General features: G+C 39.5%; 8 protein-coding genes. All 8 read left to right on the plus strand.

The features are described 5' to 3' along the window. Positions 1 to 32 precede the first annotated feature (32 nt). Complete coding sequence (locus tag ACIGAM_RS11545) at positions 33 to 3140, plus strand: SusC/RagA family TonB-linked outer membrane protein (RefSeq protein WP_396511587.1); 3108 nt, start codon at positions 33 to 35, stop codon at positions 3138 to 3140. 4 nt (positions 3141 to 3144) lie between these two features. After that, the gene (locus tag ACIGAM_RS11550) at positions 3145 to 4773 is read left to right on the plus strand and encodes a RagB/SusD family nutrient uptake outer membrane protein (RefSeq protein WP_396511588.1); all 1629 of its coding nucleotides are present in this window, start codon (positions 3145 to 3147) and stop codon (positions 4771 to 4773) included. A gap of 85 nt (positions 4774 to 4858) precedes the next feature. Beyond that, on the plus strand, positions 4859 to 6490 hold the full coding sequence (locus tag ACIGAM_RS11555) for a glycoside hydrolase 43 family protein (protein WP_396511589.1): 1632 nt from the start codon (positions 4859 to 4861) through the stop codon (positions 6488 to 6490). 7 nt (positions 6491 to 6497) lie between these two features. Beyond that, entirely contained in the window at positions 6498 to 8390 is a 1893-nt protein-coding gene (locus tag ACIGAM_RS11560; protein ID WP_396511590.1) for a pectinesterase family protein, read from the plus strand. Between the two features lie 3 nt (positions 8391 to 8393). Continuing rightward, positions 8394 to 9176 carry a rhamnogalacturonan acetylesterase gene (locus tag ACIGAM_RS11565; RefSeq protein WP_396511591.1) on the plus strand — a complete coding sequence of 261 codons (783 nt, stop codon included), beginning with the start codon at positions 8394 to 8396 and terminating at the stop codon, positions 9174 to 9176. Positions 9177 to 9199: 23 nt separating this feature from the next. Further along, a complete protein-coding gene (locus ACIGAM_RS11570) occupies positions 9200 to 10015 on the plus strand; it encodes an SDR family oxidoreductase (protein WP_396511592.1) in 816 nt (271 codons plus the stop codon). A 72-nt stretch (positions 10016 to 10087) separates the two neighbouring features. After that, positions 10088 to 11254 carry a mannonate dehydratase gene (gene uxuA / locus ACIGAM_RS11575; protein ID WP_396511593.1) on the plus strand — a complete coding sequence of 389 codons (1167 nt, stop codon included), beginning with the start codon at positions 10088 to 10090 and terminating at the stop codon, positions 11252 to 11254. Positions 11255 to 11609: 355 nt separating this feature from the next. Next, positions 11610 to 12581: a tetratricopeptide repeat protein gene (locus ACIGAM_RS11580; protein WP_396511594.1), complete on the plus strand. Its 972-nt coding sequence runs from the start codon at positions 11610 to 11612 to the stop codon at positions 12579 to 12581. Positions 12582 to 12654 lie beyond the last annotated feature (73 nt).

Below are 12654 nucleotides of genomic sequence, written 5' to 3' on the forward strand. Positions count from 1 at the left end.
AAAAATTTACACACACAATTAAACTTATTAAAATGAATTATTTAATTACTCATCTCCTCTTTCGAGGAAAAAAGAGAGGGCTGTTTGTACTTGCTTTCAGTCTCTGCTCTTTATTCGGCTTTAGCCAGAATGCGCGAACCATTACAGGAACGGTTTCAGCAGCTGATGACAGTATGCCTTTACCCGGAGTTAATGTATTAGTTGAAGGTACAAATGCTGCTACTGTTACTGATTTTGACGGAAACTTTCAGTTGGAAGTTACAGGTAATGATGCAACTCTTGTTGTAAGTTATGTGGGTTTTCTAACCAAACGTCTGCCGGTAGGCTCTCAAAGTAGCTTTACGATATCGTTAGAGACAGATGTGCAATCTCTTAGTGAGGTAGTTGTAGTAGGATATGGTACCGTTAAAAAGTCAGACCTTACCGGTGCAGTAGGTACGGTTGACTCAGGAAGTTTAACCGAACGTAACCTTACTAATCCTGTAGAATCTTTACAGGGGTTAGTTGCCGGTGTAGAGGTAAGTAATTCAACCGGTCGTATTGGCGATGGTTACAATATCACTATACGTGGTCAAAATTCTATTGGTGGTGGCGGTAATCCTTTATTTGTGGTTGACGGTGTACCTACAGATAATATCGATTTCCTCAATCCTCAGGATATTGAGCGTATGGATATTTTAAAGGATGCTTCATCTACAGCGATCTATGGTTCTCGTGGATCTAATGGTGTTGTTATTGTTACAACACGTAGTGGAGCAGGTGCAAAAGGTGGTCTTACCGTAAGTGTAGAATCATTTGTAGGTGTAAAAGACGTTGCTCGTCTTCCTAAATTTATGGATCCGCAGACGTGGTGGGAATATCACCAGGGTGCCTATTTAGCTACTGCTGCTAAAGACCCAAACACCGGCGCAGTAACTGAAGCGACTTTATTTGATGCAGTTGCAGGGACAGGAAATTCAGAACTATTTAGACGTGTTGCTGCAAACCAGTCTTTTGATTGGTATGATGCTGTTTTAAAAACAGGTATTCAACAAAACACCTATGTAAATGCTTCTGGAAGAGCTGAAAACGGTTTAGGATATAACTTAGGATTAGGGTACCAGACAGAAACCGGAAATATAGATAACGAAGAATTAAATAAGTACACTCTAAAACTGGGGGTAGATCATAAGATTAATGAGAAGTTTACTTTAGGTACAAATATTACGGTAACCTTAACAGATCAGGATCAGGGTAGTGATATAGCAATGCAGGAAGCTTTTAGACTAAATCCATTTTTAGATCCTTATGATCTTGATGGAGAAACTCTATTTCCATTACCTGGAAAACTAGTTGGTCCAGACGGAAATTTTATTATAGATAAGACTAGTACATATAATCCTCTTTTAGAAATTGAAAATGCAATCGATAACATTCGCAGATGGAATATAATTGGGAATACGTATTTTGAATATAAGCCTCTAGAATGGTTGTCCTTTAAGACCTCGCTGGCTGCAGGATATTCAGATAATCGCCGAGGAAGATCTTGGGGACCACTTACAGATACCGGTAGTAAAAACAACGATCTGTCTTCTGCTCGATTGGATCAGATACAAAACTTCAATTATACCTGGGATAACCAGTTTAATATAACGAAGACTTTTAATGAAATTCATAATGTCAACCTTTTAGGACTATACAGTATGTTTTCAGACCGTAACGAAAGCTCTTTTGCATCCTCTCGAAATATGCCTTTTGATACCAGTTTTTTTAATATAGGGAGTGGAGAACAGGGTACTTATGATTTAGGTTCTAATTATTTTAAAACCACATTGAGATCCTATGCATTACGTTTTAATTATTCGTATGACGATAAATACTTACTTACACTTTCTAACAGATGGGACGGTTCTTCAGTATTTCCCGAAGACAACCGTTGGGATTCATTTCCTTCAGCAGCATTGGGGTGGAATATCTCTAACGAAGATTTCTTAACCGAGTCTGCCGTTGTAAGTAATTTGAAACTTCGTGCTAGTTTTGGTTATACCGGGAATAATAAAATTAACCCGTATTCTTCATTAAATACACTAGATACACAAACGTATTATGATTATGCAGGTCAGGCTTCAAACGGATTTATTTCTAACCAGATTGCAAACGCACAATTAAAGTGGGAACGTACCCGTGAATTTAACGTAGGTCTTGATTTCGGTTTATATAGAGATCGTATTACCGGTAGTATTGATGTTTATGATCGTTTATCTGATGATTTATTATTTACTCAAGATTTGCCAAGTGAGACCGGTTTTGCAAATATCGCAGCAAACGTTGCATCTGTAAGTAACCGTGGGGTAGAGATCGCACTTACAACACGCAATATTCAAACAGAAGATATCACTTGGACAACGTCATTTACATTTACTAAAAATACTAATGAGCTACGATCTATCTATGGGCAGGATCAGGTAGATGATGTAGGAAATAACTTATTTATAGGCGAGTCGCTAGATGCACTCTATAACTATAAGTTTACGGGCATTTGGCAAGCAGATGAGGCTGCAGAAGCTCAAGGTTATGGTCTTCAAGAGGGTCAAGAAAAACTTCTTGATGTTAATGGTGACGGTAGGTACACACCAGATGCAGATCGTGTTATTTTAGGATCTACAAATCCAGACTGGACCGGTAGTTTCTTTAGTTCTTTACGTGTTAAGAATTTTGACCTTTCTACTTCAGTAATTGTTACACAAGGAGTTTTGGTATACAGTAATTACCATGCAAATTTTGCAGATACCCGTGACCGAGGTCGTCAAAAATTAGATATAGACTGGTATATACCTGCAAACGATGCTGGTATTCCTGCTAGAGCTTCTAATACATATCCACAACCTCGTAATGAAGGTAGCTTTTGGAGAAATAATGGTGTAGGCTATTACAGAGATGCATCTTTTGTTAAAGTAAAAAACATAGCCTTAGGATATAATTTAAGTGGTAAAGCATTAGAATCTCTTAACCTTTCGCAGCTACGCGTGTATGCTAACGTACTCAATCCGTTTGTTTTTACAGAGTACGACGGGTACGATCCGGAGTGGGCAGGGGCATCACTTCAAACAGGAAGACCTAGTTATGTTACCTATCAGGTAGGTTTTAATTTAAAATTTTAAGAAGATGAAAAAGACAAGATACATAATAGGATGCCTGGTACTGCTGCTCGCAGTGACCAGTTGTCAGGATTTTTTAGAGGAGGAAAATGAGTCATTTGCTGTTGCCGAAGAATTTTATCTTACGGCAGAAGGATACCAGTCGCTGATTAATGCAAATTATTCACAACTACGTGAACTTTACGGAAATGAACCTTGGTTATATGCCTGCGGAACAGATTTATATGCTGAAGGACGTGACGCCGAACCTACTGGATTAAGCCAATACACAGATCTTAACCCTTCATCTGAAGGTGTAGCTGCACTATATGATAACGCTTATAAAGCGATACAAACGGCCAATACCGCTATCTTCTATGCAGATTTAACTGCAAATACCAGTGTACTAACACAACAAATAGGACAGGTACGCTATTTAAGAGCTAATGCCTATTTCTTACTGGTTCAAACTTATGGAGGAGTGCCTCTAGTTACAGAGTATTTTAAAGAGCCGGTTCTTAGTTTTGACCGCGATTCTGCAGAGAATATCTACAGTTTCATAATAACTGAATTAGAAGGAGCACTAGATGAGGTAGGAACAGGTGCTTTTCAGGGGAAAGTTACGCAACGTGCCGTAAACCATTTACTGGCTAAAGTTTACTTAACTAGAGGTTATGAAGATTTTGGTACGCAGGCAGATTTTGACACCGCAGCGACTTATGCTGATGCTGCGATTGCAGGAGAAAGCTTAACGCTGCAATTTGATGAATTATGGGCACCGGGAAATCCCACGTATGCAATTAATTCAGAAACCATATTTTCTGTACAGTATGATCCTAAATCAGTGAGTACAGACCCTCAGTCTCTAGGACATCAACAAACATCGTATTTTGGTCCGTATCAAGGTGGCACCGAAGTAGCTGGAAACGCACCTAGCAGAAGATATTTATTATGTCCTACTCAATTTGCAATTGATTTATTTACTGAAGACGACACACGTTATAACGCAACATTTATGGTTGAGGTTTACAATCGTTATTTTGACTTTTATGATGTAGAAGATACGAGTACCCTTCCTGTAGCACATTACTACGCACCAGCCTGGGAAGCAACTCCTGCAGATAAGGCTGCTTATATGGCTGCACATCCTGAAGCTGTTTATCACGATTATGGTAGCTATGTGCCTTCTGTAAATCCCTCAACAGATTATCAAACTATTCCGGTAAGAAAATTTGATGATCCTGCCGCTCCATTTGGTGGAAGCACCAGCAGAAGAGATATTATTTTATCACGCTTAGGAGAAACCTATTTAATCGCTGCAGAAGCATATCTTCAAGCAGGTAACCCTGCTACCGGTCTTACTCGCTTAAATGAAGTACGTCGCCGTGCAGGAGTTGTACCAGCGCAAGCGGGAGACTTTGATATAGATTATATTTTAGATGAACGTGGTCGCGAACTTTTAGGAGAGTATCACCGTTGGTTTGATTTAAAGCGTACCGGTAAACTGGTTGAGCGTGCTTCTGCTTATCATTACCTTGTTAATGAAGCAAATTTTCAAGGAGCCAATGGCGAATTAAAAATTCTAAGACCTTTACCACAAACCGCTATCGATTTAAATCAAAACAGAGATTTTCAACAAAATCCTGCGTATCAATAGCCTTAATTAATTATAGAAACATAAGAAAAAAGCTTGCCGGTTTCGGTTAAGCTTTTTTCTGTTTTAAAAATAGAATCTCAGACTTATGGAATTCTTGAAACAGATACCCTTAGTAGCTTCAATACTTGCGTTTAGCTTAGTCAGCATCGCGCAACAAAGCATATCGCAAGTTTGGGTTGCAGACCAGAAAGACGGTACCTATAAAAACCCTATTCTTCATTCAGATTATTCAGATCCAGATGTGGTGGGTGTTAATGGAGATTATTATATGACGTCTTCAAGTTTTAACGCTGCTCCGGGCTTACCGGTATTGCATTCTCGGGATTTAGTAAACTGGAAACTTATAAATTATGCTTTGCCTAGGCAGTTCCCAGATGAGGTATTTAGTATCCCGCAACACGGCAATGGGGTTTGGGCACCCAGTATTCGGTACCACAATGAAGAATTTTATATCTTTTGGGGTGATCCTGATCAAGGAATTTTCCGCATTAAAACAAAAGATCCACGAGGTGAATGGGAAGAACCTGTTTTAGTATTCAAAGCTAAAGGAGTAATAGACCCGTGTCCGCTTTGGGATGATGATGGTAATGCATATTTAGTTCACGGGTGGGCAGGAAGTCGTGCAGGCGTAAAAAGTCTACTTACCGTACATAAAATGAATGCAGAAGCAACAAAGGTTCTTGACGCCGGGAAACACGTTTTTGATGGTCATGAAAATCACCCTACTGTTGAGGGTTCTAAGTTTTATAAACGCAATGGCTACTATTATATATTTGCACCCGCAGGAGGAGTTAGTACCGGTTGGCAATTAATTCTTAGATCTAAAAATGTGTATGGTCCTTACGAAGAGCAAGTCGTTTTAGAGCAGGGGAGTACACCAATTAATGGTCCGCATCAAGGAGCCTGGGTGGCAACTGCGCAGGGTGAAGATTGGTCTTTTCATTTTCAGGACAAAGATGCCTATGGTCGTGTGGTTCATCTTCAACCTATGTCGTGGAAAAATGATTGGCCGGTTATGGGGAAGGATTTTGATAATAATGGAATAGGAGAGCCGGTATTAGCCTATACAAAGCCGAAAGTAGACTTAAAATATCCTATTGCAACACCACCTGAAACAGATGAATTTAATACCGACACTTTAGGAATACAATGGCAGTGGCAGGCAAATCCTAATGTAATGTGGAGTGCGCAAATACGCGGAAAAGAATACCTGCGCCTGTTTTCTATAAAACCTGAAACACAACAACCGAATTTGTGGGTGACGCCTAATTTATTTCTTCAAAAGTTTCCGTCACCACAGTTTACAGCAACTACAGTTGTTAAATTAGAACCTGAAGAAGCGATTACGGGTAAACGGGCGGGTTTAATGATTTTTGGGATGCACTATGCTACACTCACTTTAACACACGATAATGACGGATTTTTTATTGAGCAAACACAGGCGCTAGATGCAGAGAGCGGTGCAGATGAGTTTACAAATGAGGTAAAACGAATTGCTACAAACACTGCTTATTTTAAAGTTGAAGTAAGTGCACCCGATGCGACTTGCAGGTTTAGCTATAGTGAAGATGGGAAAGCGTTTAAAAAAATAGGAAAAGAATTCACCGCCAAACCCGGAAAATGGGTGGGAGCAAAAGTGGGTATATTTAGCGTAAGCAGCCTCGATGCTAAACGTGGCGGTTATGCCGACTTTGATTTTTTTAGAATTACAAAATAAATAAGCGATGTATAGAATTTTGAGCCTGTTTACTCTTTTTTTAGTACTTACCGGTAGTTGTATTGCGCAGAAAAAGGAGATTGAGGTAAAGCCTTACACGATTAGCACCACTTATGAGAAGCTAAAAAAGGACTATCCCTTTATTACACCGGTTACAACTTTAAAGGAAAGCCAATTTTCTGCGGAAGAAGACGTCGTTTATGCACGTGTTTCTGGTAAAGATTTAAAAGCAGACGTGTATTACCCTAAGAATAAAACTGCAACAAGTCCGGCGGTTTTACTGGTTTTTGGAGGCGGCTGGATTAGTGGAAGTAAAGAAAATGTAAGGCCTATGGCACAGCATTTAGCTAACAATGGGTTTGTAGCAGTTATTGCAGAATACCGTTTAAGCACAGATACACCTTTTCCTGGGGCGGTTTTAGATTTAAAAGCGGCTTTACGATTTATGAGGGATCACGCAGAGAAGTACAACATCAATCCAGATCAAATTGCAATTCTGGGTAATTCTGCCGGTGCTCAACTGGCCACTTTAGTTGGAGTTACAGGTAATTTAAAACGATTTGATAGTATAGATTATAAAACGTCAGATGTAGTGCAGGCAATTATTAATGTTGACGGTATCGTTTCTTTTATTCACCCGGAGGCTGAAGAAAGTGAGATCGCAGGGAAGTGGCTAGGCGGTTTACAAGATGAAAACCCAAAAAACTGGAGAGAAGCTTCACCATTAGAATATGTAAATGCTACAACACCTCCCACGCTTTTTATAAACAGTACCGTGTCTCGTTTTCACGCTGGTCGTGATGATATGGTTTCCTTATTAAGCGAGTATGGGATTTATAATGAGGTGCGTACCATCCCGGGAACACCACATTCGTTCTGGTTATTGAATCCCTGGTTTGAAAAAACACTACAGTACAGTCTATCATTTTTAAACCGGATATTTATTGCGGAAACAGCTCGTGTTTACCACAAGATTACAGTTGCTCAAGATGCCAGTGGTGATTTTAAAAGTATACAGGAGGCCATAAATAGTACCCGCGATTTGGGTCCTGATTACGTGCGTATATTTATAAAAAAAGGAATTTACAACGAGAAAATCACCATCCCAGCCTGGAAGCGAAAGATTGCCCTAATAGGAGAAGACCGTGATCAGGTTATTTTGGTAAACAGCGATTATTCAGGGAAAGTAGATGCGGTGACCCAGGAGGTTGTGAATACGTTCACTTCGGCTACTTTAAAAGTAGAGGGACAGGATTTTTATGCTGAAAATTTGACTATACAAAATACGTGGTGTAAAAAAGGTCAGGCAGTATCGTTACACGCAGCAGGAGATCGTTCTGTATTTAAAAATTGTAAAATTTTAGGATGTCAGGATACTGTTTATACTGCTGGTGAAGACAACCGTATGCTATTTGAAAATTGCTATATTGAGGGAACTACAGATTTTATATTTGGGCAGGCAACGGCATTCTTTGACAACTGTGAGATTAAAAGTCTGGCAGATTCTTATGTTACGGCAGCTTCAACCCCAGCAAGACAGCAATACGGTTATGTATTTTCAGATTGTACACTTACTGCAGACGCTGCAGTCTCAAAAGCATATTTAGGCAGACCCTGGAGACCCTATGCTAAAACCGTTTTTTTAAATTGTAAACTGGGAGCTCACATACTTCCCGAAGGATGGGAAGTCTGGGATGGCGATGCCATGTTTCCCCACAAAGAGCGCACGGTTTTTTATGCGGAATACAATAGCAGCGGTGCAGGAGCAAACCCAGAAAAACGCGTATGGTGGTCGCATCAGATTTATGAAAACGAGTTAGCACAATACACTAAAGCTTCCGTTTTAAAAGGCCAGGATAACTGGAATCCTGATGCATATGCTTCAATCTTAAACAAATAAAAAATGAATTTAAAACAGCTACTTTTTAGTTTCTTATTTCTTTGGGTTACGTTAGTTTCCGCGCAGCAAAAAACTACATTGTATCTCATAGGAGATTCTACGATGGCAGATAAGAAAAATCCTGAGGTTAATCCTGAACACGGCTGGGGACAAATGCTTCCAGATCTTGTGAGTGATTCCTTAACTATAAGTAATCACGCGGTAAACGGTCGCAGTAGTAAAAGTTTTATTACAGAAGGCCGCTGGCAGGTAGTTTTAGATTCGTTGAATACGGGGGATTATTTATTTGTACAGTTTGGTCATAATGATGAAAAAATTCTAGACAGTACACGCTACACCTTCCCGTTTACGCAATACCGCTATAATCTGGAGCGATTTGTAAACGAGTCACGAGCTAAAGGTGCAATTCCTGTTTTATTGTCGTCTATCGTGCGACGTAGTTTTAATGATGCCGGTGTTTTAGTAGATACACACGGGGACTATCCGCTAGTAGTACGCCTGACCGCGAAAGACCTTAATGTACCATTTCTAGATCTTCAATTTCTAACCGAAAGACTAGAAAAAGGATATGGAGTAGAAGGTTCTAAACAACTGCATTTGCATTTTGCAGCCGGTGAAAACACATACTACAAAACCGAAAAACACGATGATACACACCTTTCTAAATTAGGGGCAACTTTGGTCGCTACATTAGCATTACAGGAAGCTGCACGACAGGATTTATCATTAAAAACCTATATAAAAGATTCCGTTTTAAGCAAAGAAATTGTTTCTTTAAAAGACTAATCAATAACCAAAAAACTAATAATATGAAATCGTTGATTTCTGTAGAGAATAAAATAATTGTAATTAGCGGAGCAACCGGTGTTCTGGGTGAATCGATGACCCGATCACTAGCTGAAGCAGGCGCTCACGTTGTAATTCTGGGGCGTAGCAAAGATAAAGTTGATGCGCTGGTAAGTAGCATTAAGCAACACGGGCACGAGGCCACCGGCGTAGTGGCAGATGTAACCAATAAAGAAGCTTTGATGCTGGTAAAAGAGGAGATTGCAGAGCATTTAGGTTATATAGATGTTTTGATTAATGCCGCAGGCGGCAATATGGCCGGAGCTTTAATTATGCCTAATCAAACGCTTGCAGACGCAGATCTAGAGCAGATGCGTAAGGTGATCGATTTGAATTATATAGGAACTTTTTTACCTACGCAGATTTTCCTTCCGTTGTTAGAAAAGTCAGTTAAGGCGAGTGTTGTAAATATCTCATCAGTTGCAGCACATTTACCACTTACACGAGTTATGGGCTATGCTTCGGCAAAATCTGCTATAGAAAATCTTACTCAGTTTCTGGCAGTAGAATTTGCACAAAAACAAGAGAATCCGGTTCGGGTAAATGCATTAGCGCCGGGCTTTTTCTTAACTGAGCAAAACCGTGATTTATTAACCAATAAGGATGGGAGTCTTACCGAGCGAGGTGAGAAAATCATTGCGCATACACCCCTGGGAAAATTTGGTAACCCCGAAGATTTAAATGGTGCCATTCACTGGTTGTGCAGCGATGCCGCAAGTTTTGTTACCGGTACAGTTGTCACTGTAGATGGTGGTTTTAAAGTATTTGCAGGCGTTTAATGCTGCATTTTAATTTCAAATTTAGAATTAGGCAGATGCTTTTGCGATCTGTTATCCTTTAAAATTTATAAGATGAATCAAACAATGCGTTGGTACGGGCCTAAAGATCCTGTATCGCTTCAAGATATAAGACAGGCAGGTGCAACCGGTGTGGTACACGCAATGCACGAAATTAAAAACGGAGAAATCTGGACACTCGAAGCGCTTGAGAAGCGTAAAGCCGAAATTAATGCGGCAGGTTTAGACTGGCATGTGGTTGAAAGTTTACCGGTAACCGAGCCTATCAAAACCCGAACCGGAGTGTTTGAGCATCATATTGAGAATTACAAAATTTCGCTTCAGAATTTAGGTAAAATAGGGGTAAATGTGGTGTGTTATAATTTTATGCCCGTGTTAGACTGGACACGCACTCAACTGGCATATCCGCTGGCAAATGGTGCAACAGCATTGCGTTTTGAATGGGAACTTTTAGCTGCTTTTGACTGTTATATGCTTAAGCGTAGCAATGCAGAACATGACTATAAGGAGTCTATACTTGCGGAAGCAAAACAATTTATGGATACCGCTTCTGAAGCAGAAAAAAAGAAATTAGAACGTGCGATAATTGCCGGACTCCCGGGAGCAGAAGAAGGGTACACCTTAACTGCTTTTCAAGAAGCTTTAGATACTTATGCAACTATTAATGAGTCTAAAGCTCAAGAACATTTAAAGCTGTTTTTAGATGCAGTCTTACCCACTGCAGAGCAGGCAGGTGTAGCGATGGCGATACATCCAGATGATCCGCCGCATGCGTTTTTTGGCTTGCCACGTATTATGAGCAAAGCTTCAGATGTTGCTCGTTTACTGGCAGATAATTCTAGTGCTTTTAACGGAATTACGTTTTGCACCGGCTCTTTTGGAGCACGACCAGATAATGATTTGGTACAAATGGTTAAAGATTATGGCAGCCACATTCATTTCATACATTTGCGCAGTACAAAACGCGATACCAGCGGCAGTTTTTTTGAAGACAATCACTTAGAAGGTGACGTGCCTATGCCGGCTGTGATTTATGAATTATTAGAAGTAGAAAAGCAACGTGGTAAACAATTACCTATGCGTCCTGATCACGGGCACCAGATGCTTGATGATTTAAAGAAACCTCTGGCACACCCGGGTTATACCGCGATTGGGCGTTTAAAAGGTTTGGCAGAATTACGCGGCGTTATTGCCGGAATCGAATATATGCAAAATCGATAATCATTATCCATAAAAAAAGGAAAGCGAGTTATTTTTTAAATCTAAGGCGACCTAGGAGGTGCAGAGTTCACATCACGCAGCCCACGGTGCCGAATGTCTGGAAGAAGGGATTCTCATAGACGCCTTTAATCCGGCTCGGGAAGATTTTTTATAAAACTTGAAAAGCGGCTTTTTAGCTGCTTTTATTTGCGCTAACGCTGAATTTGTATTAGAATATAATGATGAAAATTTCGAGCTAAATAGCTACAAATGAGGAAAGCTGTAATTACTGTTTAAAATTATATACTATCTTGTTGATATAATTACAGATAATGATTAATCTGTGAGTTATTAGCCTGCTATTTAAATTTTAAGGATGAAAAAAACACTGCTATTTTTAACTGTTATGCTCGGGTTTTTTGCGGCGTTTGCTCAAGAAGAAGGCGGTTCTCAACAAGATATTCTTCTCAGCCAATTATCAAAAAATGCTTGTGAGTGTATAGATGCTATAAGTACTTACGATAAGCATAGGGCAGAGGTTGCTTTAGAAATCAATAAATGCCTTGACGAGTTAGCCGGTGCATACCAGATGGGTTCAAAATTTCAAAATATAAATCCTGATAAAGATGCGGTGGTAAGTGAAGATGGTAAACAAAAAATAGATATTGTCATAAATACAAATAATGAGTCTGACGAATACAAAGATTATTATTATACAGTAGAGCGTTATATGATGCAAAACTGTATGGCTTTAAAAGAAACCATCGCCAGTAATGACAAGCACAGTGATAAATCACTTTCTGAAAACCGTAAAGCGTATATGTATTATGTAGATGGCGTAGATGCTTCAGAAAATGAAGAGTTTGCTAAGGCTGCCGGGTATTTTGAAAAAGCAATCAAAGAAGATCCTGATTTTGCTTTTGCGTGGGACAATCTGGGATTGATGTATAGAAAACTTAACAAATTTGATAAGGCGATCGCAGCTTATGAAAGTTCGTTGAAAGTAGATCCCTACGGTTTGATGCCCTTACAGAATATAGCCATTGTCTATCAATATAAAGAGGATTATGCCAACGCCCTAAAATCGTATGAGCGTCTGGCACTAATAGATGCCAGTAATCCTGAGGTATTTTACGGCATAGGAACAATTTATGCGCTGAAACTAAATGAATATGAGAGAGGGCTTGAGGCCATGTGTAAGGCTTATAAACGCTATGTTGAACTTAAATCGCCCTACAGAGCAGATTCTGAAAAAGTGATGCGCGTTATTTATGCTGAAATGAAAGAAGCAGGAAATGAAGCACAATTTAATCAGATCTTAGAAGCAAACGATATTAATACCGATTAGAATTTGAATAGTCTTTGAAAATTTAGATTTTTTAATCTGATAATACTTCGTGTTTTTAATTACAACTAAACCT

The sequence above is a fragment of the Leeuwenhoekiella sp. NPDC079379 genome (assembly GCF_044542075.1).
GTDB lineage: Bacteria > Bacteroidota > Bacteroidia > Flavobacteriales > Flavobacteriaceae > Leeuwenhoekiella.

Coding starts and splice junctions, on each gene's coding strand:
- ACIGAM_RS11545 (WP_396511587.1), top strand. CDS start 33: ATGAATTATTTAATTACTCATCTCCTCTTTCGAGGAAAAAAGAGAGGG.
- ACIGAM_RS11550 (WP_396511588.1), top strand. CDS start 3,145: ATGAAAAAGACAAGATACATAATAGGATGCCTGGTACTGCTGCTCGCA.
- ACIGAM_RS11555 (WP_396511589.1), top strand. CDS start 4,859: ATGGAATTCTTGAAACAGATACCCTTAGTAGCTTCAATACTTGCGTTT.
- ACIGAM_RS11560 (WP_396511590.1), top strand. CDS start 6,498: ATGTATAGAATTTTGAGCCTGTTTACTCTTTTTTTAGTACTTACCGGT.
- ACIGAM_RS11565 (WP_396511591.1), top strand. CDS start 8,394: ATGAATTTAAAACAGCTACTTTTTAGTTTCTTATTTCTTTGGGTTACG.
- ACIGAM_RS11570 (WP_396511592.1), top strand. CDS start 9,200: ATGAAATCGTTGATTTCTGTAGAGAATAAAATAATTGTAATTAGCGGA.
- uxuA (WP_396511593.1), top strand. CDS start 10,088: ATGAATCAAACAATGCGTTGGTACGGGCCTAAAGATCCTGTATCGCTT.
- ACIGAM_RS11580 (WP_396511594.1), top strand. CDS start 11,610: ATGAAAAAAACACTGCTATTTTTAACTGTTATGCTCGGGTTTTTTGCG.